Below are 20,899 nucleotides of genomic sequence, written 5' to 3'. Positions count from 1 at the left end.
AGTGACGATCGACATCATGATGCCGTTCTACGGCGACCCCGGCCTGTTCCGCGACGCCGTGGAGAGCGTGCGGGCCCAGGAGGACGGCGATTGGCGCCTGGTCGTGATCGACGACGTGTACCCGGACCGCGCCCCCGGGGAGTGGGTGTCCTCGCTGGGCGACGCGCGCATCCACTATGTACGCAACGAGGTGAACCTCGGCGTCAGCGGCAACTTCACCAAGTCGGTCGAACTCGTCGAGGCCGCGCATTTCGTGCTCATGGGCTGCGACGACCTGATGGAGCCCGGCTACATCGCCGCGATGCGCGACGCCATCGCGCGCCATCCGGACGGCTCGTACTTCCAGCCCGCCGTGACCGTGATCGGCGATGACGGCCGCCCGGCGCTGCCGCTGGCCGACCGCGTGAAGTCCTGGTACCGCCCGTCGCACGCGGAGCCGACCGTGCTGTCCGGCGAGCAGCTCGCGGTGAGCCTGCTGCGCGGCAACTGGACGTACTTCCCCTCGATCTGCTGGAACACCGCGGCCGTCCGGCGTCACGGCTTCGACGCCGCCTTCGACGTGGTGCTCGACCTCGCACTGCAGCTCGACATCGTGCTCGACGGCGGCAGCCTGGTGCTGCTCCCCGAGCACGCCTTCCGCTACCGACGGCACGCGGGCAGCGTCTCGTCGTGGACGGCTCAGGACGGCACGCGCTTCGACGAGGAGCGGGCGTTCTTCCTGGATGCGAAGTCGCGCCTCCGCGCACGCGGCTGGCGTCACGCGGCCCGCGTCGCCGGGGCGCACTGGTCGTCCCGGCTCAACGCGGCGACCAAGCTGCCCGGCGCGATCCAGAAGCGCGACGGCGCCGGCCTGCGGGCCCTGAGCCGCCACATCCTCCGCGGCTGGTGAGCGGGCGGCGCTAGCGCACCGTGCCGACGACGACCCGCGGGTCGGCGTCCGGGCACAGCTCCCGCAAGCGGGCCTCCAGGCCTTCGTCGTGCGTCCGGATCTCGGCGCCCGGCCCCCAGGCGCCCAGCGCGGCGCAGACCTGCTGCGGGTCGTCCACCCGCAGCGAGTAGCCGAACGGCCGGATGGGGTCCGTGCCGCTGGTGGCCGACGCGCCGAGCAGCCAGAGGTTCGCGAAGCCGTCCGCGCGCCAGTCGAAGTAGCCGGCGAGCATCGTGTGGGCCTGCGACGGGTCCTTCAGCGCGAAGAGGGTCGGGAGCACCGCGTCGCCGCTGGCCACCCCCTGTCCATGCAGGATGTCCGCGTACGGCACCAGAGCGCCGAACGTCGGCGGCTTCGGCAGGACCCCCGCGGCGGTCGACCCCACGGCGATCAGCACGCCGGCGACCGCGGCGACCCGGCGCCAGACGGTGAGCGTGGCGGCGGCGACCGCGTCGAGCGCGAGGCCGAGGGAGAGGACCAGCGACAGGATCCCGATGAACCAGACCAGCTTCGCCGGGTAGTAGCCCCACGCGTACTGGTCCGCGCCCACGTTGCTCGCGAGGAAGATGTAGACCCCGACCGACGGCACCACGACCGCGAGCACCCCGAGCAGATGCGAGCGTCGCCCCGGCGTGGCGAAGCTCACCGCGGCAAGCGCGATCGCGACGCCGGCCAGCACGTAGAGCAGCGCGGGTGTGACCGGGGCCATCGAGCCGCCCTGCGCGAGCGCGCCCTGCTCCCGGCGGAGGTCGGGCACCGAGAAGAGCAGGGCGTACGCCACCAGCTGCAGGGCGCAGACCGCGAGCGCGACCCAGGCGACCCACGGGACGCCCGCGCACCAGGGGCGGCCGAGGAGCCAGCGGACGCCGGCCACGCCCGCGAGCGCGAGCGGGATGATCGCGAGGAACGCCCAGAGCGCGAGCAGCGCGGTCGCCGCCAGCAGCAGGATGCCGATGGCGGCGACGGGGGTGCGCCCGGCGCCGCGCCACGCCAGCCACGCGGCGAAGAGGCACGCCAGCGTCGGCATCACGTTGTAGAAGCCGAACTGGATCGAGAACCCGGCGACGAACCACGAGAGGATGAGCGCGGAGCCCAGCACCGCGGCGATCGAACGGAGCACCGGGCGCGGCCCGCGCACCAGCTGCCCGGCGACCAGCCCGGCGAGGAAGGCGGTGACGACGGTGGTCGCGGCGAAGACGCCCGCCATCGCCGCGATGTCGTGCTGCAGGAGCCCGGGGGCGCCGGCCTCCGGGCGTCCGGTGGCCATCGCGGCCGCCAGCAGCACCGAGACGAGGGGCGAGACGTTCGGGTGCAGCGAGGGGATGAGTCCCGCGTCGGTGATGAGGAAGCGGGAGGAGACGAGGTTCCACACGGCGTCGTTCTGCATCGCCCAGGACAGCGCGTGGCCGTCGCGGAGCAGGGGCAGGCCGCAGAACACCACCGCGACCAGGGCCGGCAGGGCGCCGGCGGCGAGCGCGAGCCACCAGCCGCGAGACGACGGGAGCCGGAACCCGCGACCGAAGACCACGGCCGCCAGGGCGACGACCACGGTCGCGCTCAGCACGAGGATGTTCCCCGCCGCCAGGCTCAGCCCGACCTTGTGGAACGCGCGGACGGCGAACGCCCCCACCACGAGCGGCACGACGACTCCGGCGGCGATGCCCACCACCCGCGACCGGGAGGCCGCTGCGACGGAGACGGCGGCCGCGGCGCCGAGGACCCAGATCGTCACGCCCGCCGCCGCGAGGACGACACCGGCCGCCGCGATGAGCAGCAGGACCGCCGCGGACCACCACCGGGCGCGTGAAGCTCGGATGGTATCGTCCACCTGTCCCCTTTTCGTCAGCCTGCGCGGGCGGCCTCCGCCCAGCATCCGAACCTACCTCACCGGGTTCGTGCAGGTGCTCCGCGACCGACAGGATGCCGTGATGACCTCTGTGCCACCCCGGACCGGCGTCCGCGGCGCGTGGACGACGTTCTGGCTGGCCTTCGGCGTGCTGTTCCTGATGATGGGCTCCTACTCGCTCGCGGTGCCGCAGGGCGCCAGCCCCGACGAGCCGGCTCATGCCATGCGGGCCTACGCGGCCGCGCACGGTCAGCTCTTCGGGCCGGAGTCGACGGCCGTCCCCGGGACCATCGATCTGAAGGTCTCGGAGTACTTCGCACAGCTCGAGAAGCACATGCCGTGCTTCAAGCGGGACATCACCCAGACCCCGGCGTGCGTCACCCCGATCGCCGACCAGGACGAGCCCGCCACCGGTCACTCGTCGACCGGTCTGAGCACCCCGGTGTTCTACCTGGCCGTCGGCTGGCCGACCGCGGTGCTCGACGGCGCCAAGGGCCTGTACGCCATGCGGCTCGTGAGCGCCGCGCTGTGCGCCGCCCTGCTCGCGCTCGCGTTCGTCGCCGTCCGGTCGCTCCCCCGGTCGCGGTGGGCGACCGTCGCCCTCGCCGCGGGCGTGACGCCCATGACGCTCTTCCTGTCGGGGACGGTCAATCCGAACGGGCTGGAGGTGGCGGCGACGGCGGCCGTGTTCGCCCTCCTGACCGCCACCTTCGGCGCACCGGCGTCGCGGCGGACGCTGGCCTGGCGGCTCGTCGGCGTGACCGCGGTGTCGCTGCTCCTCGTGAACACCCGCAGCATCGCGCTGCTGTGGCTGCTGCTCGCCCTGGTGGCCGCGCTCATCCTGTCCGACCGCTCCGCGCTCCGCATCGTGCTCCGGTGGTGGGCGACGTGGGTCGCCGTCGGTGTCGTCGCCGCTGTCACGCTCGCGGTCGCGGTGTTCTACCTGCGTCCCCGTGCCCTCACCCCCGCCTACCAGCCGATCGGCGCGGGCAGCAGCTGGGGCAGGGCTTCTCCTGGACCATCGATCAGACGTTCTCCTTCATGACCGGGTGGATCGCGCAGTTCGGCTGGCTCGAGATCCCGGCTCCCGCCATCGCGATCGGGATCTGGGCCGTCGTCGGGGGCGGCATCCTGGTCACCGGCATCGTCTTCGGCGGACGCCGGACGCAGCTCGCGGCGCTTCCGATCGGGCTCGCCCTCGTGCTCGTCCCGCCGTTCTCGCAGGCCGCCGTGATCGGTGTGGCCGGCTACATCTGGCAGGGCCGGTACACCCTGGCTCCCGCCGTGATGCTGCTCCTGCTCGCCGGTATCGGGCTCGACCGCGCCCTTCCCGCGCTCGATCCGGCGGGGCCGCTGCGGCCCCTGGTCCGGGTGTCGATCGTCCTGCTGGCGATCGGCCAGGCCGCGGCGTTCCTGTGGATGGTGCGGCGCTACGTGACGGGACTCACCAGCACGGGCACCTGGCTCGACCTCCTGCGGCACCCGGTGTGGCAGCCGCCGGGAGGCTGGATCGTCCTCGTCGTCGTGCTGACGGCCGCCGCCGCCGTCGGCGCCTGGCTCACCATCCGCTCGGTGACCACCCGGCTCTCCGTGCGAGAATGACTCCGACGCCCGCCTCCGTGCCGTCTCCCTCCGCCGCCCATCTAGTACCGTGACTGCCATGCCCTACGCCCTCTCCGACACGCTCATCGTCATGCCCGCCTTCAACGAAGAGGAGTCGGTCGCGGCGGTGATCGCCGAGGTGCACGCCAAGCTCCCGGGAGCCTCCGTGCTGGTCGTCGACGACGGCTCTCTCGACGCGACGGCGGAGGTCGCCCGGGCGGCCGGTGCGCAGGTCGCCTCCATGCCGTTCAACATGGGCGTCGGCGGCGCGCTCCGACTCGGGTTCCAGTACGCGGTCGAGAACGGCTACCAGGTCGCGGTCCAGATCGACGCCGACGGCCAGCACGACCCGGGACTCGTCCCCGCGCTGCTCGCCGGTCTCGACGACGCCGACCTGGTCATCGGCGCGCGCTTCTCCGGTGAGGGCGACTACACCGTGCGCGGACCGCGCAAGTGGGCGATGAGCGTGCTCTCCACGGTGCTCAGCCGCGTCGTACGCACCCCGCTCAAGGACACGACGAGCGGTTTCAAGGCGAACGGACCGCGCGCGATCGCCCTCTTCGCCCACTCCTTCCCGGCCGAGTACCTGGGCGACACCATCGAGGCGCTGGTCATCGCCGGACGGGCGGGGCTCCGCGTCCGTCAGGTCCCCGTCGCGATGCGTCCGCGGTCCGGCGGCCAGCCCTCCCACAACTTCGTCAAGTCCGCGGTCTATCTCGGGCGTGCGTTCGTCGCCCTGCTGGTGGCCCTCATGCGCCCGCGCACAGCCCTGAAGGAGACGGCGACGGCCTGATGTCGATCACCAGCTATATCTTCGGAATCCTCGCCGCGCTGCTCACGCTCGCGGTGGTCATCGAGATGCTCCGGCGCGGCCGGATGCGCGAGCGTCACGCCATCTGGTGGATCGTCGCGGGCAGCCTCGCGCTCCTGATCGGCGTCTTCCCGGCCATCCTGGACTGGGCCGCCGGCCTGATCGGGGTCGGCCAGCCGGTCAACCTGGTCTTCTTCGTCAGCATCGCAGTGCTGTTCCTGGTCTGCATCCAGCACAGCTCCGAACTGACCACGCTCGAGAGCAAGTCGCGCACCCTGGCCGAGCGGAGCGCCCTCCAGGAGCTGCGGATCAGCCAGCTCGAGGAGCGCGTCGCCCAGCTCAGCCGCGAGCAGGAGTAGCGGGTTGCGCGGACTGTGGCGACCGCTCCTCGTGGTGTGGTCCCTCCTCTCGGCCCTGTGCGCCTGCTGGGCCCTGGCGACCCCGATCTCGGCCTCCCCGGACGAGCCGGCCCATATCATCCGGGCCGCCAGCGTCGTCCGCGGCGAGTGGGTGGGGACGCCGTCCCCCGAGGGCCACCTGGTGACGGTGCCGGGCTACATCGCCCGCACGCAGCAGCTCACCTGCTTCGCGTTCCACTACGAGCGCACCGCCGACTGCGTGACGCACGGCCCGGATGCGGCTCCCGCGCCCTCCGCTCCGGATGCGCCGACCACCGCGCCGACGACGGCGGGGCTGTACAACCCGCTCTACTACGTGGTCGTCGGCTGGCCGTCGCTGCTCTTCCACGACGACGCCGGGATCTACGCGATGCGCGTGGTCAGCGGCATCCTCGCCTCCCTCTTCGCCGCCCTCGGCTTCGCCGTGCTGTGGGCGCTGCCGCGCCGGGCCCTCACCCTGCTCGGGTTCGCCCTCGCGATGACGCCCGCTCTGTTCTTCCTCGGCGGTTCGGTGAACCCCACGGCCGTCGAGGCGACCGCGACACTGTCGCTCTTCGCCGCGATGCTGGCGGTGGTCCTCGATGCACGGCCCGACCGGCTCGCCGTGCGCGCCGCGGTCGTCGCCGTCTCCGGCGCGTTCGCGGTGAACGCCCGCGGTCTCTCCCCGCTCTGGGTGCTGCTCGCGATCGCCGTGCCGCTGATCCTGGCTCCGCTCCCGCTGATCCGCGACCTGCTCCGCCGCCGTGCGGTGTGGATCGCGGCCGGCGTCGTAGCCGCGGGCGCGCTCTTCGCCGTGGGATGGACGCTGGGCAGCAACTCGCTCTACAACGCGGTCGAGAACCCGGACTCCACCCCGCAGCACTTCCCCGGGCAGGGCACGAACCCGCTCAGCGGTTTCTGGATCACCCTCGTGCGCACGATCGAGTACGCCCACGGCGCGATCGGGCTGTTCGGCTGGCTCGACACGCCCGCGCCACCGGAGGTCTTCTTCATCTGGGCGGCGCTGATCGGGGCGCTGCTCCTCGCGGCCGTCTGCCTGCTCCGCGGGCGGCTCCTGGTGTTCGCCCTCGCCCTGCTCGGCGCCTACGTGCTGCTGCCCCCGATCGTGCAGGCCGCGTACATCACCGGAGGCGGCATCATCTGGCAGGGCCGCTACGCGCTGCCGCTCCTGGTCTGCCTCTGCGTCGGACTCGCCGTGGCCCTCGACCGCACCGTGGACATCGCCCCGGCCGCCCGATGGCTGCGACGGCTCACGCTGATCAGCCTGGTGGCGCTGGCCGCCGCCCACTTCTACGCCTTCGAGAGCACGCTCCGCCGTTACACCGTCGGGCCGACCGGGTCGCTGAAGGTCATGCTGATCGGGTCGCCGCCCTGGAGCCCGCCCGGCGGAGTGCTGCTCTGGCTCCTGCTCACCGCGGCTCTGCTCGCCGCGGGCGTGTGGCTGGGCGTGCGCGCCTCGCGCACGCCGACGGTCGCGGCCGAGCCGCCGGCCGACCGCCTGGTGCACTCGACGGTCTAGGCACGCCGGAGGAACGGCGCCCCGCGAGCCCTGCCCGTCCGCTAGGGTGCAACCGTGCCTCCTCAGACCGATGCCGGCCGCCGGGCGACGACGCCCGCACGTACGCGGTGACGACGGTGCCGCGCACGCGCCCGGAGCAGCTCTCCCGGCTCGTCGCCGTCACCCGCAGGCCCGTCGGGCGCCCCGTGGCCGCCTTCTTCGCCGCGTGGGCCGTCCTCGCCGTGCTCGGCTCGATCTGGGCCTGGGCGACGCCGCCCTCGGCCTCTCCGGACGAGCCCGCGCACATCATCCGCGCCGCCAGCGTGGTGCGCGGCGAGCTGTTCGGCGAGCCGTCCGCGTGGGGGAACCTCGTCCACGTGCCGCAGTACGTCGCGGATGCGCACCGCGAGACGTGCTACGCGTTCCAGCCCACGGTCCCGGCGAACTGCCCGCTCCCGGCCGAGGCCGATCCGGCCGCGCTGGTGGAAGCGCCCACCTCCGCCGGGCTGTACAACCCGCTGTACTACGCCCTCGTCGGCTGGCCGTCGCTGCTGTTCGGCGACGCGGACGGGCTGACGGCCATGCGGGTGGCCAGCGCCGTGCTCTCGGCCCTATTCGCCGCGCTCGCCTTCGCCGTGGTGATGACGTTCCGCGAGCGCCGGATGCCCGTGCTCGCGTTCGCCGTGGCCGTCACCCCGATGCTGCTGTTCCTGAGCGGGACGGTGAACCCCAGCGCCGTCGAGGCGACCGCGACGCTCGCGGTGTTCTGCGGGATGCTCGGCGTCACGCTCTCCCCCGCCCCGGATCGACTGCGCGGGCGCGCCGCCATCATCGCCGTGTCGGCCGTCGTCGCGGTGAACGCGCGCGGGCTCTCGCCGCTCTGGGTGCTCGCCGCCCTGGCCGTCCCGCTGCTGCTCACCGGTGGACGCGGCCTCGCGCAGCTGCTGCGGCGCCCGGCCGTCCTGGTCACGATCGGCGTCGTCGCCGCCGGCACGCTCGCCGCGGCGGCCTGGACCTTCGGGACCAACTCGCTGGCCAACGCGATCGCCCACCCCGAGGACGCGCTGCAGTTCCCCGGTGTCGGAGCATCGCCGGTCACCGGGTTCCAGAAGGTGTTCCTCGGGACCGTCGGATACTCGCAGGGCCTGGTCGGCCTGTTCGGATGGATGGACACCCCGGCGCCCGATCCGGTGCTGTACGTCTGGGGCCTCGCCATCGGCGCACTCTGCGTCGGCGCGCTGCTCGTGCTCCGCGGCCGGCGACTGCTCGTCGCCTCGGTACTGGTCGGCGCCTTCCTCCTGCTGCCCGCGGTCGTGCAGGCCGTCTACATCCACGGCGGCGGCCTCATCTGGCAGGGCCGGTACAATCTGCCGCTGTTCCTCTGCCTCGTGATCGGGCTGGCGGCGCTGCTCGGTGACTCGGTGTTCCGGGCGCGGCACAGCCGCCTGCGGCTGCGCGTCCTCGTCGTGACGCTGGCGGCGATCGGGCAGCTGTGGGCGTTCGAGACGGCGTTGCGTCGCTACGCGGTCGGCTCGAACGGCTCGGTCAAGACGCTGCTCTTCGGCTCGCCGGACTGGGCACCACTCGGCGGCGCGCCTGCGGTGCTGATCGTCGCCGCCGCAGCGTTCGCGGTCGCGGCGGTCCTGCTGTTCCGCGCGTCCGGCGACGGCGACGGCGCCCGGCGGTTCACGCCGGTTGCAGCAGGTCCCGGAGCACGTCCAGTCGCCCTCGGCTCGCCAGGCGGCCGTAGCGGCCTCCGCGGGCCAGGCGGATCACGCGGGCCACGCGCGCCGGCCGGCTGACCGGCAGGGCCGCCCGTTCCGCCTCGAACGCAGCCTTCTCCTCCGCGAGCGTGCGGTTCTCCCACGGCACGTCGGCGGCTCCCGCCAGACGTTCGGCGAGGATGCGCGAACGCACCGCCAGCATCCGGTTGCGATCGCCACGGCGACCGAGCACGCGTCCGATCTTGTGGCGGAGGGTCGGGTCACCCGCCCCGATCTGGTTCTCGTCGTGACGCCGGTAGCGGGTGAGCGGACGCTCGCTCAGGTCGAGCCGGCCGCGCGCCGCCGCCTGGACGGCCAGCCACTCGTCGTGCACCCACTCCGCCGGGAACGGCAGGGCGATCCGCAGCAGGTCGGCGCTCACCATCGCGGTCGCCCCGGTGGCCAGGTTGCGGCGCACGAACACGTCGAACGCGTGTCCCGAGTGCACGGCCGCGCGCTCCGCATCCGTCACCTCCAGGACGCCGAACAGTGTGCCGCCGGCCGGGAGGCTGTCGTCGTCGATGAGAGTCGCATCCGTGTGCAGGAAGCCGAGGCCGGGACGCTGAGCGAAGTACGCGGCCATCCGCTCCAGCTTGTCGGGCTCCCACTCGTCGTCCTGGTCGCTCAGCGCGATCAGGTCGCCCGTGGACGCTCGCAGCGCCTGCTCGAAGTTGGCCGTGACACCCAGCGGGGTCTCGTTGCGCAGCAGCACCAGCTCGGGCGTCGGAGCACCGGAGGCGCGGTGCGCCGCGACCTCCTGGTCGACGATCGCGACCGTGTCGTCCGCCGATGCGTCGTCGGAGACCACCAGCTGCGCCGGCGGCAGCGTCTGGGCGAGGATGCCCGCGAGCTGCCTCCGGACGAACCGCGCGCCGTTATGCGTGCACAGCGCGACCGAGATGGTCGGGGCCGTCGCCGCGTCGGTCATCGCCGCCCCAGCCGGCTCCGGATCTTCTTCGCCACGACGGCAGGGCCGCCGTTGCGCATGTAGTGGAAGAACAGACCCACGTCGTGCCGGACGCCGTGCTTCTTACGGCGGGTCGTCGCGCGCTTGACCGGAGCGCCGGAGCCGACGACCCCGCGAGCGACGAGATCGGCCGCGTGCCGCGGGTCTGCGACGAAGTCCACCAGCGGCGCCAGGACGACGCTCCAGAAGTAGCGCTGCCGCACCCGAGCGACGTTGCGCCTGGCGGCGGCGATGAACTTCTCGTCGTACAGCACCTTCTCGAGCGCCGCGGCGAGCGCCGCCACGTCGCCGGAGGGGACGACGACGCCCAGCTTCTCCTCCTCGACCAACTGGGCGAAGTGGTCGCCCTCGGTGACCACCATCGGCAGGCCGGCCCAGAGGTAGTCGAGGATGCGCGTCCGGAACGAGAACGTGGTCTCGACGTGCGAGAAGTGCGTGCTCACACCCGCGTCCGCCTCGGTGAGGTAGTTCTGCCGGTCGGCGTAGTCGACCCAGGAGCTGTTGAAGAACACCGCGGTGTCGAGCACGCCGAGGTCGCGGGCCAGCTGGCGGGACTCCGCCACGATGCCCATCTCGGGGACACCGGGATGCGGGTGCTTGGTGCCCTGGAAGAACAGCCGCACGTCGGGGTGGGTCTCCGACAGACGCGCGACGGCCTCGATGAGCGACTTCGGGTCGAACCAGTTGTAGAGGCCCCCGCTCCAGAGCAGCAGCTTGTCGTCGCGGCCGATGCCGGGCAGCACGCCCTTGAGGACGTCGCGCTCGTGCGCCGGCGGGGTCTCGGAGAGCCCGAACGGGACGACGTCGATGAGGTGGTCGAGGTCGGGATCGTCGTCGTAGTTCGCCGGGTTGATGCGGCCCAGCGCCGCGAGCTGGCCGAGGTAGAAGTGCCGCTGCCGCTCGGAGGCGCACAGGAAGAAGTCGCCGCGCTCGAGCTGCTCGTTCAGCACGTCGGTCGCATCCAGGACCTGCTTGTCCCACTGCGCCCGGCCGAGCTCCTTGCCCTGCTCCAGCTGCTCCAGGTGCATCGGGTCGTAGACGTCGGCGACGATGATCTTGTCGGTCTTGCGGAGGCTCTCGAACAGCGCCATCGCGAGACCCTGGAAGACGATGACGTCGCTCTCGCGCTCGAGCGCCTTCATCGCGCGGTCGTCGCCCGGGCGGATGTGGACCACGTCGAACGGCGCGGACACCGGCTCGAGGCCGGCGAGCGAGACGAGGGTCACCAGGTTGTCCTTCGCCAGCGCCTCGGCCATGCTCCACGCGCGGATCGCGGGGCCGGCCATCTTCGCGCCGATCGGGTCGCCGGTGATGATGAGGACGCGGGTGACCGCCGGGCTCTCGGTGACCGGGAACGCGGTCGCCAGCTTGTCGTAACCCTCGAGGTAGTGCTCGTCGGTGTACGACGGCGCGTCGGTCTCGCCGAACAGCGCCCAGATCCGGCTGTCGGCGACGACGCGGGTGCTCTGGATGCGCTCGCGGTCGGCGGTGAGGCCGGGCAGGTTCTCGACGAACTGGTCGATCGCGTAGACGGCGGCGACCGTCTCCTTGTCGATCTCCATCGTCGGGTCGTTGGAGCCGCCCTTGCGGAGGTCGAACTCGGTCGAGTCGAGGCCGCCCTTGGCCACGCCGCGACGGACCGTGAGCGCCAGGGTCGCGGGGAGAGCCGTCGCCAGCGCCTCCTCGCCCAGGTTCTTGTACTGCGTGAACAGCGCGTTGCGCTCCAGCAGATAGCTCTCCTTGAACGCCCCGAACGACGACATGGACGCGTGGTGCTTGTGGAAGGCCAGCGACGCCGGCTCGTAGACGAACCGGTGGCCGGCCAGGTTGAGCCGCCAACCGAGGTCGACGTCCTCGAAGAACATGAAGAAGCGCTCGTCGAACCCGCCGAGCTCCTCGTAGACCGACCGGCGGACGAACATCGCCGAGCCGGTGCCGAACAGCACGTCCTTCGGCACGTCCGGGGTCGAGGGGACGGGCTGCGCCGTCAGCGGCTTGTAGCCCTGGCCGAACCAGGTCATGGCCGAGCCGATGTAGTCGACCTTCTCGCCGTCCCAGTCGAGCACCCGGCTGGCGACCGCGCCGACGCGCGAGCTCGACTCGAAGCGCTCGACGGCGGCGCGCACCCACGCGGCGTCGGGCTTGGCGTCGTTGTTGAGGAACGCGACGTACTCGCCGGAGGCGCTGCGCACGCCGAGGTTGCAGCCGCCGGCGAAGCCGAGGTTGGCCTTCGACTCGATGAGGACGACGTGCGGGGCCTCGCGGCGGATGCGCTCGGCGCTGTCGTCGCCGGAGGCGTTCTCGACCACGACGATCTCGAGGCGGTCGGCGGGCCAGTCGAGCCGGCCGAGGTGCTCGATGGCGGTCAGCGTGTCGTCGGTTCCCCGGAAGTTCACGAGGACGACGGAGACGACTCCGGGGCGCGTGGTGGGCATGCGGTCCTTTCGCTGGCGGATGCGCCCGCCAGCCTACCAAGGCCCCCTGAGGCGCACCGGGGCGCGGCGACAGGGACTTGCTAAGCTCTCTGGCGACCCCCGCCCGGACCGCGATCGGATATGAGGCCGCCACCGCATGAGCACCGACACCGCCACGACGCCGCGACGCCGGGGCTTCCGGGAGCGCGTGTTCTCGCGGGCGTCGATCGGGCCGGTGCTGCTGGTGCTCGCCGCCCTGCTGGTCGGGATCGTCCAGGTGCCCGGTCACAAGGGCGTCTCGCCGGTCGACGAGTACGTCTACATCGACTACTTCGCCAAGGTCGCCACGCAGGGCACGGTCCATCGCGGTGAGCAGACCGGCACCTTCGCCCGTCAGGAGCTCGGCTGTCGCGGTCTCAGGCTGCTGCAGCCGGCGCCGGACGCGCGGTGCGAGCTGAAGAACGCCGAGAACAAGGAGCTCTTCCCGTTCCACGGCGCCACCTCCGCGTACATCTACACTCCTCTCTACTTCGCGATCACCCGCGTGCTCGCCGAGCCGCTGGTGTGGGCGGGTGTCGGCCTGGTGGACGCCGGGCGCTTCGTCGGCGCCATCTGGCTCGCCGCCGCCGCCCTGCTGCTGTACCTGGCGCTGCGCCGGCTGCGCGTGCACCCGGTCGCGGCGACGGCCGTCGGCCTGCTGATGATCGGCTCGCTGCCCGCGTACTGGTCCAACACGTACATCAGCACGGACGCCACGGCGCTCTTCGCCGGTGGGCTGATGCTCTACCTCGCGACGTTCGTCCTGGAACGCCGGGGACGCATCCTGTTCGTCGCCGGGGCCGTCTTCGTGACGCTGCTCAAGGTGCAGAACCTCGCAGCCGTCGCCGCCGCCGTGCTCTTCGTGGTGCTGCGCGCAGGCGTCGCCGCCTACCGCGAGCGCACGTCGCGCTGGAGCTGGGTCGGCGCGCTGCTCCGCGACAGCCGCACGATCACCTCCATCGTGGCCGTGGTCGCGGCCGTCGTCGCGCAGGTCGCCTGGCTCGCGTACTCCACCGCCACGGCCGTGGGCCCCGCCCCCGACATGGGCAAGGTGCGTCCGCTCGGGATCACCTCGATCATCCTTCAGTCGGGCCTGTTCATCGACGGCGCCACCAAGGGCGTCGGCGACATCACCACCTTCCTCAAGGGTCCGGGCCTCATCGTCAACTACGCCGTCTCCTGGATCGCCGTCGCGGGCGTGATCGGCCTGCTGATCGTGGCGCGCTGGGGCCGCAAGCGCAACGCGATCGCGCTCGCCACCTTCGCCGCCGCGGTCATCTCGGCTCCGCTGCTCTCGGCGGTGACCTACGTGACCCTGGGCACCTATCCCGACCCGCCGCCCGCCCGCTACGGCATCTCGCTGGTCCCGCTGTTCCTCGCCTGCGCCGCCCTGCTCGTGCCGGCACGGCGCCCCGTGCCGCGCTGGATCCTGCTCGGCGTCGGCGCCGTGACGTTCCTGGCCAGCCTGTTCCTTCCGCAGGGATGACGATGGACGCGGCGACGACCGATCCCCGCTTCCCGGGCCGCCTCTTCGTCTCGGTGTTCGCGGTGCTCTTCGCACTGATGGCCGCCTGGTCGCTCGCGACCCCGATCTACGCCGTGCCGGACGAGGCCTCGCACACCGTGCGGGCGACGGCGGCGGTGCGCGGTCAGATCGTCGGAGACGGCAAGCACTTCGAAGCGCCCGGCTACCTCTTCATCCCCGGCGCCGGCGCCTGCTTCGCCGGACGGCCGGACAAGACGCCGGCGTGCGTCGGCACGTCGCCCTACGGGGCCGAGCTGCGCGACAGCATCTCGACCGCGCAGACCAACTCCCCGGTCTACTACCTGATCGTCGGGCTCCCCTCGCTGGTGCTGTCGGGGACGGCCGCCATCTTCGGGATGCGGATGCTGTCGGCCGCGCTCGTCGCGGCCGTGTTCGCCGCGACGGCCGTCCTCCTGCGGCGGATGCCGGGCGTGCGCTGGGGCCTGCTACTGCCGATCGCCGCCATCACTCCGGAGGTCGCCTTCCTGGGCGGCGCGATCAATCCGAACGCGATCGAGATGGCGGCGGCGGGGGGCCTGTTCGCCGCGCTGCTCGTCCTGGCCCGCGTCCGTCCCTCCGGCTGGGCCTTCGGGTTCGCCGCCGCGACCGCCGTCGTCTCCACCGCGCTCGTGACGGGCGGACGCAGTCTCGGGATGCTGTGGGTCGTCTTCGCCGGCCTCGGAGTCATCGCACTGCTCCGTCGGGACGACTGGCGCGCGCTGGTCCAGCGGGTCTCGACGTGGGTCGTGCTGGGCGCCATCGTCGTGGTCTGCCTCGGCCAGCTGATCTGGTTCACCCGGCCCGCGAATGCGGTGCAGGCGCTGGCCGAGCCGGTCCCGGGGAGCCTGTTCACGGTCGCGCAGAACATGCTCGAGAACACGTTCGTCTACGCGCGGCAGCTGACCGGTCTGTTCGGCACCGTGGACGTGCCGGCGCCCGAGGGCGTCCAGACCCTGTGGACAGCGCTCTTCCTCGCGGTGCTCGTGCTGCCGCTCGTGCTCGGCCGCGGCCGCGAGCGATGGGTGGCCCTCGGATTCACCGTGGCTCTCGTCGTGGTGCCGGTCGTCACCCAGGTCGCGCTGTGGCGGCAGGTCGGCGACGTCTGGCAGGGCCGCTACGTGCTGGCCGTGCTGCTCCTCGCCGCCATCGCCGGCGGCCTCGCCCTCGACGCGGCCGGGTTCCGCCCGGGGCGCGGCTCGACGGCGGTCGTCCGCACTCTGCTGGTGCTGGTCGCGGTGGGACAGTTCGCCGCGTTCGCGTTCACGCTGCGCCGCTACGCGGTGACGAACGGCTCGTGGCCGCAGTTCCTGCTCGATCCGCAGTGGCAGCCGCCCGCCGGCACGATCGTGCTCACGCTCGTCGTCGTGGCCGCGCTCGCCTACGCGGTCGTCTCCGCGTGGCGCGCGCTACCGCGACTCGCCCTGCCCTGTCCCGTTCAGGGCGCGACCCAGGGCGGAGCGGCCGTCGGGACCGCGTTGCCCTCCGGGTCGGACAGGAAGTCGTAGAGCCCGTCGAGCGCCGCATCCCAGTCGGAGTGCCGGTCGTCGATGGTCGCCTTACCCGCTACGGCGATGCGCTTGCGGGTCTCCGCATCCCGGACCAGCTCGTCGAGCGCGGCCACGACCTCCTCGTAGGTCATCATCGACGTGCGCGCGTTGACGCCCGGCTCGAACAGCCAGCGGAACCACGGCGAGTCCGGCACCACCATCGCCACGCCGCTCGCCATCAGCTCCAGCGGCAGGTACGACGGGTGGCGTGAGATCTGCAGCGTGATGCCGATGTCCGTCTCGCGGTAGAGGCGTCCGGTCGCGCGGTAGTCGAGCAGCCCGAGGTCGATGAAGTCGGCGCTCGGCGGGAGGTACTTGGCCCCGGCGGCGACGATCCGCACCCTGTCCCCGTGGCGCCGCTTGATCTCGCTGAGGGCCGCGTACACGAGCTCCCAGCAGTTGCGGAAGTGGTCGCGCGCGTAGGCGAAGATCGTCACGGGCTCGCCGGGCTCCGGCTCTGCGCGGCCCTCGGCGTGGAAGATGGCACGGTCGACCGCCGGCTCGAAGTAGGTCGCCGTTCCGCCGTAGCCGCCGGCGTAGATGTCGTGCATGCTGCGCGTGTTGCAGATGCCGTAGAGCCCGAGCCGGTAGGTCTGCTCGGTCATCGCGAACATCGTGCTCGCCGGGTAGAACGACGGCTCGTAGTCCTGGATGAGGTAGAACTTGCGAGGCGTCCCCGACAGCTTGGCCACATCCCGGGCCGTGAGCCAGAAGGTCGCGATGGCGGCGTCCGCGGGAGGCACGGCCGCGAGACCCTCGTCGGTGCCGTAGTAGTTGCCCACCTCAGAGCCGGCGAGCCCCGGGAACGCCGCGACGATGGCCGACTCGTAGAACTCGTTCGCCGGGTGCCCGTTGACCAGGAACCGGTTGAGCACCCCGTGCTCGCGCGCGAGCTTGTCGGCCATCCGCAGCGTCGTGTTGACCCCGCCGAAGAACGGGAGGTCGAAGCCGGGGAGCAGCCAGTTGATGGTGCGCACCTCGCGACGCCCCACGGTCGCGGCGTGCGTCTCGACGACGCGGTCCACCTCCTCCGCGGTGATGGTCGCCAGCGGGAGCAGCGCGGTCGCGTCCTCGGAGATGGTGGACTGCTGCGCGTCCGACTTCCACGGGCGGCCGAGGCCGGCCATGGTGAGCTTCAACGGGGGCGGGTCGTCGACCGACGCGAAGCGCGGCACCTCGACCAGGCGGCAGACGTTCGGCGAGATGTAGGGGTCGCCCGCGGCGAGCCACGGCTGGTAGCGCCAGTAGCTGGCGAAGGAGTCGGCGCGCGGGGCGTGCGCGCCGCGCGTCAGCGACTCGAAGTGACGTACGGCGTCGAAGGGGATGACGACGTTGCGGCGCCCGCGGATGATCTGGTCGAGCCCGAGCACGACGTCGCTCCCGGTGAGCTGGAAGCGCTCGTCGAAGCCGCCGACCTCCTCGAACAGCTCCCGGCGGATGCCGACGCACGCCGCCGTGACCGCGAGCGTGTCGCGGTACCAGCGCACGGGGCCGATCAGCGAGTCCTCCTCCGGCCGCATCCCGGCGAACAGGTTGGCCGCGAACCCGCCCGGGCCGAGCATGACGCCGCCGTGCTGCACCAGGCCGTCGCCGGTGCGGAGCTGGAAGCCGACCGTGCCGACGCCCTCGCGGTGCAGCATCCCGACCAGCTCGCGCAGCCAGCCCGCGTCGACGATCTCGGTGTCGTCGTTGAGGAAGACGAGCACCTCGCCGGAGGTGGAGCGCGCGGTCACGTCGTTGACGCGGGAGTAGTTGAACGGCTCCTCGGTCCACCAGACGTGACGGAGCGGGAGACCCGTGTCGAGCCCGGCGTACCAGGCCTCGTTCTCCTCGGTCTCGCCGCCGTTGTCGACCACCGTGACGTCGAACTCCGGGTAGTCGGTCGTCGCGAGGCTGGGCAGCAGGCGCTCCAGGTTCGCGCGCGAATGCCGCGTCGGGATGACGATGGACACGGTGGGCCAGTCGGTGGGCTCGAAGCGCACCCGGACGATGCCGGAGTCCACCTCCGCGGTCGCCGTCTCGCCGCGGTCGTTCAGGGCGCGCGCGACCATCGCCGCGTCCTCCGGCGTCGCCGGCGCGGGCGGCTCCACCGGGACCGACAGCAGGACATGCGGGACGCGCCCGACGGAGGACTCGGTCAGCTCCGAACGCAGCAGCAGCCGCCAGATGCCGTGATCGTCGAGCGTGACCCCGCTCGCGCTCCGCGCATCCTTCACCCGGATGGCGAACGCACGGCCGAAGTAGTTGACGCCGAGCATGATCTCGGGCGACCAGACCGGCCCGAACAGCGGGGACACCCGCTCGCCGTCGGCGGTCAGCCGGTCGGAGTCGAAGGCGATCACCCGGCGCACCGGGTCGACGCGGTGCTCCTTCGCCACCTGCTCCAGCGCGTGCGGGTCGAGCACGGAGCCCGACTTCAGGAACAGCACGAAGTCCTCCCGGACGTCGGGCAGCACCTCGCGGAGCGGCGTCCCGGTGCGCAGCACCATCGACCGGGGCTCCAGCGCGACCTGCGCCGCGATGCTCGCCTCGGTCGTGGCGACGCGGGCCGCCTCGTCGTCGTCGCCGGACCCCGATGTCTCGACGATGACGAGGAACGTGGTCGCCTGCCCGGCAGGCAGCGGTTCGAGCGGCGGCTGCTGCGCCCGCCACTCGGCGTAGTCGGTGAGGCCGGAGCCGCGGTCGACCGGCTCCGCCTCCGGCACCTCGTGGCTCAGCTCGGAACGGAAGGTGCGGGCGGCGTCCTTGCCGGCGCGAAGCACCCTCCCTGGACCGGACTGCGGGGGGAACAGCCGGCCGAGCGCGCGCTGTGCGTGGCTCATCCATGGGTTCATCCGGGCAAGTCTAGCCGGGAGGAGCCCGGATCCCGCCCGCCTAGACTGGGCGGAGAGGAGGCGCCGTGAGACTAGCGATGACCCTGATGGTGCGCGACGAGGCCGACATCGTCGGTGCGATGATCGACCACCACCTGGCCCAGGGCGTCGACACGCTCATCGTCACCGATAACGGGTCGGCGGACGGCACCACCGAATTGCTCGAGGAGTACGCCGCCGACGGCCGCATCGTGCTCCACCACGACCCCGAGCACCGCAAGCAGCAGGCGGTCACCGTGACCCGGATGGCGCGCGAAGCGGCCACCGAGCACGGCGCCGACTGGGTGATCAACGCCGACGCCGACGAGTTCTGGCTGCCGCGGGCGGAAGGTCTCACCCTCAAGGACGCGTTCTCGGGCATCCCGACGAGCATCCAGGCCTTCGACGTGCCGGTGCACGACATGATCGGCCCGGCCGCGCTGGCCGGGACCGGGCTGCAGCGACTCGCCTATCGCGACCTCCGCTCGACCGAGGCGCTCCACCGCGTCGGGCTGAAGGCGCACGCCACGCACGACGCCGTGCACATCGGCGACCCGGCCATCGAGGTCGTGCAGGGCAACCACTTCGTGAGCCTTCCGAACAACGGGCCGGTTCCCGCGGGCTTCGAGGTCGAGGTGCTGCACTTCCCGTGGCGCTCGTGGGAGCAGTACAGCCGCAAGGTGCGGAACGCCGGCAGCGCCTATGAGAACTCCGACCTCACGCCGAGCCCCAACCACCACGGGATGCGGGACTACCGGCGCCTGCTCGCCGGCGTCCTCTATCCCCTCTACCTCTGCCGTCACCCCGATGAGGAGGAGCTGGCCGCGGGCGTCGCGACCGGCGAGTACGTGCTCGACACGCGCATCGCCGAGCGCGTCCCCTCCCCCGTTCCCGACCGTCCGGTCGACGGCGTCACCGAGCCGGTGGACCGCGCGATCGGCCTCGCCCTCGCCGACCTGGACGCCCGGCTCGCCCGGGAGCGCGACGACCGCTCCCGCGCCGAGGCGGAGCTGCACGCGGCCCGCGAGGAGAACCGGGCGCTCCACGAGCAGCTCGGCGCGCTTCGCAACCGCCGCATCGTCCGCCTGACCGACCGCGCGGCGCGACTGCTCCCGCGCCGCCGCTGAGAGTCCGCACAGACCGTCTCACACCGTCTTCGGGACTGAGGGTGGTAACCTGCCGAGCGGCTTTCGTGCTCGGCGCTTACCCGTACGCGGGCGAGAGGCCTCCCTGCGGTGTCGCCTCCCTTCGGTCAAGCCCGGACCGCAGGAGGGTGGCCCACCAGACGACGCGAGAAGGAGCACCATGCCGACCACCGATCCGAGCGCGGGCACGGACGCGACCACGACCACGGCGCCGCGGCGGCGCATCCTCGTCGTGACCCCGGACACGCTCGGCGAGCTCATGGCCGGCCCCGCGATCCGGGCGTGGGAGATCGCCAAGGCGCTCAGCGCGGTCGGGGACGTGCGCCTCATCTCGACCAATCGGGTCGCCGACATCTCGGACGACCGCTTCCACGTCGCCTTCGCCGACGACGCGAGCCTGCGCGCCCATGTGGACTGGGCCGAGGTGCTCGTCTTCCAGGGCCACATCCTGCGCAGCCACCCGTGGATCAAGGCGACCGACACCATGATCGTCGCCGACATCTACGACCCCATGCACCTGGAGCAGCTGGAGCAGGGCAAGGACTTCTCGCCCGAGGAGCGCCTCGCGGTCGCCATCGACACCGTCGAGGTGCTGAACGACCAGCTCGAGCGCGCCGACTTCCTGGTCTGCGCGTCCGAGAAGCAACGCGACTTCTGGCTCGGCCAGCTCGCCGGCCTCGCCCGCATCAACCCGGCCACCTACGACCGCGACCCCAGCCTCCGCTCGCTGCTCGACATCGCCCCGTTCGGCGTGCAGAACGAACCGCCCGTACAGAAGCGGCACGGCATCAAAGGAACGGTCCCCGGCATCGGACCGGACGACAAGGTGATCGTCTGGGGCGGCGGCATCTACAACTGGTTCGATCCGCTCACCCTGATCGAGGCGGTCGCCCTCGCCCGTCGCGCGCACCCCGACCTGCGGCTCTTCTTCCTCGGCGCCGCGCATCCCAACCCCAACATCCCCACGATGCGGATGGCCGTGCAGGCACGGGAGCGCGCCGACGCCCTCGGGCTCACCGGCGAAGCCGTGTTCTTCAACGAGTCCTGGGTGCCGTACGCCGACCGCGCCGACTACCTGCTCGACGCCGACCTCGGCGTCAGCACGCACTACGAGCACCTCGAGACCGCGTTCAGCTTCCGGACACGCATCCTCGACTACCTGTGGGCGTCGCTCCCGATCATCAGCACCGACGGGGACACGTTCGCCCCGATCATCCGCGACAACGAGCTCGGACGCGTGGTGCCGTCGGAGGACGTGGAGGCCCTGGCCGCCGCCATCGAGGAGCTGCTGTACGACGGCGAGGAGCGCGAGCGCATCGCGGCGAACATCACCGCGTACGCCCGGGAGCACACCTGGGAGCACACGCTCCGACCGCTTGTCGCCTACTGCGCCGACCCGACGCCCGCGCCGGACCGGGTCGCGGGCATCGTGTCCGAGCGCACACGGGTCACGAACGACCTGCGCAAGCGCATCCGCGGGCTCGAGAGCAGCTCGTCCTGGCGGCTCACCCGACCGCTGCGGGCGGCCTCCCAGTGGGTCTCCGCCAAGCGCCGCAAGCTATAA

Annotated in this window: 14 protein-coding genes; 10 read left to right on the top strand and 4 right to left on the bottom strand. The window is 72.1% G+C overall.

Annotated elements, in window-relative coordinates; genetic code table 11:
• The first annotated feature begins 1 nt into the window (after position 1).
• On the top strand, positions 2 to 889 hold the full coding sequence (locus tag A0130_15570; GenBank protein ID ANF32892.1) for a glycosyl transferase family 2: 888 nt from the start codon (positions 2 to 4) through the stop codon (positions 887 to 889).
• A 10-nt stretch (positions 890 to 899) separates the two neighbouring features.
• On the opposite strand, the gene A0130_15565 is transcribed toward A0130_15570, so the two are convergent.
• Positions 900 to 2,756 (bottom strand): hypothetical protein, encoded by a 1,857-nt coding sequence (locus A0130_15565; GenBank protein ANF32891.1) that lies wholly within the window; start codon positions 2,754 to 2,756, stop codon positions 900 to 902.
• A 100-nt stretch (positions 2,757 to 2,856) separates the two neighbouring features.
• On the opposite strand from A0130_15565, the gene A0130_15560 reads away from it, so the two are divergent.
• The 5 genes from A0130_15560 to A0130_15540 are packed head-to-tail and all read left to right on the top strand — an operon-like array spanning position 2,857 to position 7,104.
• The gene (locus A0130_15560; GenBank protein ANF32890.1) at positions 2,857 to 3,819 is read left to right on the top strand and encodes a hypothetical protein; all 963 of its coding nucleotides are present in this window, start codon (positions 2,857 to 2,859) and stop codon (positions 3,817 to 3,819) included.
• The gene (locus A0130_15555) at positions 3,816 to 4,376 is read left to right on the top strand and encodes a hypothetical protein (GenBank protein ANF32889.1); all 561 of its coding nucleotides are present in this window, start codon (positions 3,816 to 3,818) and stop codon (positions 4,374 to 4,376) included. Before A0130_15560 ends, A0130_15555 begins: the two co-directional genes overlap by 4 nt.
• Before the next feature lie 58 nt (positions 4,377 to 4,434).
• The gene (locus tag A0130_15550; protein ID ANF32888.1) at positions 4,435 to 5,169 is read left to right on the top strand and encodes a glycosyl transferase family 2; all 735 of its coding nucleotides are present in this window, start codon (positions 4,435 to 4,437) and stop codon (positions 5,167 to 5,169) included.
• A complete protein-coding gene (locus A0130_15545) occupies positions 5,169 to 5,546 on the top strand; it encodes a hypothetical protein (protein ANF32887.1) in 378 nt (125 codons plus the stop codon). Before A0130_15550 ends, A0130_15545 begins: the two co-directional genes overlap by 1 nt.
• A gap of 4 nt (positions 5,547 to 5,550) precedes the next feature.
• Positions 5,551 to 7,104, top strand: coding sequence for a hypothetical protein (locus A0130_15540; GenBank protein ID ANF32886.1), 1,554 nt, complete (start codon positions 5,551 to 5,553; stop codon positions 7,102 to 7,104).
• 1,665 nt (positions 7,105 to 8,769) lie between these two features.
• Here A0130_15540 and A0130_15535 read toward each other — a convergent pair.
• Together A0130_15535 and A0130_15530 are read right to left on the bottom strand one after the other, a co-directional pair.
• Positions 8,770 to 9,774: a hypothetical protein gene (locus A0130_15535; GenBank protein ANF32885.1), complete on the bottom strand. Its 1,005-nt coding sequence runs from the start codon at positions 9,772 to 9,774 to the stop codon at positions 8,770 to 8,772.
• On the bottom strand, positions 9,771 to 12,248 hold the full coding sequence (locus tag A0130_15530) for a glycosyl transferase (GenBank protein ID ANF32884.1): 2,478 nt from the start codon (positions 12,246 to 12,248) through the stop codon (positions 9,771 to 9,773). The genes A0130_15535 and A0130_15530 overlap by 4 nt, the downstream gene beginning before the upstream one ends.
• A gap of 136 nt (positions 12,249 to 12,384) precedes the next feature.
• On the opposite strand from A0130_15530, the gene A0130_15525 reads away from it, so the two are divergent.
• Together A0130_15525 and A0130_15520 are read left to right on the top strand one after the other, a co-directional pair.
• Positions 12,385 to 13,752: a hypothetical protein gene (locus tag A0130_15525; protein ID ANF32883.1), complete on the top strand. Its 1,368-nt coding sequence runs from the start codon at positions 12,385 to 12,387 to the stop codon at positions 13,750 to 13,752.
• Between the two features lie 2 nt (positions 13,753 to 13,754).
• Positions 13,755 to 15,296 carry a hypothetical protein gene (locus tag A0130_15520; GenBank protein ID ANF32882.1) on the top strand — a complete coding sequence of 514 codons (1,542 nt, stop codon included), beginning with the start codon at positions 13,755 to 13,757 and terminating at the stop codon, positions 15,294 to 15,296.
• On the opposite strand, the gene A0130_15515 is transcribed toward A0130_15520, so the two are convergent.
• Positions 15,227 to 18,160 (bottom strand): hypothetical protein, encoded by a 2,934-nt coding sequence (locus A0130_15515; GenBank protein ID ANF32881.1) that lies wholly within the window; start codon positions 18,158 to 18,160, stop codon positions 15,227 to 15,229. The genes A0130_15520 and A0130_15515 overlap by 70 nt on opposite strands.
• 89 nt (positions 18,161 to 18,249) lie before the next feature.
• On the opposite strand from A0130_15515, the gene A0130_15510 reads away from it, so the two are divergent.
• Complete coding sequence (locus A0130_15510; GenBank protein ANF32880.1) at positions 18,250 to 19,317, top strand: aromatic ring-opening dioxygenase LigA; 1,068 nt, start codon at positions 18,250 to 18,252, stop codon at positions 19,315 to 19,317.
• Positions 19,318 to 19,594: 277 nt separating this feature from the next.
• Entirely contained in the window at positions 19,595 to 20,899 is a 1,305-nt protein-coding gene (locus A0130_15505; GenBank protein ANF33486.1) for a glycosyl transferase family 1, read from the top strand.

The sequence above is a fragment of the Leifsonia xyli genome (genome assembly GCA_001647635.1).
Taxonomy (GTDB): domain Bacteria; phylum Actinomycetota; class Actinomycetes; order Actinomycetales; family Microbacteriaceae; genus Leifsonia; species Leifsonia xyli_A.
Note: the sequence above shows the minus strand (reverse complement) of the source record. Positions and strands in the feature narration are given on the sequence as shown.

Bases quoted from the DNA above. Each gene is read 5' to 3' on its own strand.
- A0130_15550 (ANF32888.1), top strand. From the start codon at position 4,435: ATGCCCTACGCCCTCTCCGACACGCTCATCGTCATGCCCGCCTTCAAC.
- A0130_15545 (ANF32887.1), top strand. From the start codon at position 5,169: ATGTCGATCACCAGCTATATCTTCGGAATCCTCGCCGCGCTGCTCACG.
- A0130_15560 (ANF32890.1), top strand. From the start codon at position 2,857: ATGACCTCTGTGCCACCCCGGACCGGCGTCCGCGGCGCGTGGACGACG.
- A0130_15515 (ANF32881.1), bottom strand. From the start codon at position 18,160: ATGAGCCACGCACAGCGCGCGCTCGGCCGGCTGTTCCCCCCGCAGTCC.
- A0130_15510 (ANF32880.1), top strand. From the start codon at position 18,250: ATGACCCTGATGGTGCGCGACGAGGCCGACATCGTCGGTGCGATGATC.
- A0130_15555 (ANF32889.1), top strand. From the start codon at position 3,816: ATGACCGGGTGGATCGCGCAGTTCGGCTGGCTCGAGATCCCGGCTCCC.
- A0130_15525 (ANF32883.1), top strand. From the start codon at position 12,385: ATGAGCACCGACACCGCCACGACGCCGCGACGCCGGGGCTTCCGGGAG.
- A0130_15530 (ANF32884.1), bottom strand. From the start codon at position 12,248: ATGCCCACCACGCGCCCCGGAGTCGTCTCCGTCGTCCTCGTGAACTTC.
- A0130_15535 (ANF32885.1), bottom strand. From the start codon at position 9,774: ATGACCGACGCGGCGACGGCCCCGACCATCTCGGTCGCGCTGTGCACG.
- A0130_15505 (ANF33486.1), top strand. From the start codon at position 19,595: ATGGCCGGCCCCGCGATCCGGGCGTGGGAGATCGCCAAGGCGCTCAGC.
- A0130_15520 (ANF32882.1), top strand. From the start codon at position 13,755: ATGGACGCGGCGACGACCGATCCCCGCTTCCCGGGCCGCCTCTTCGTC.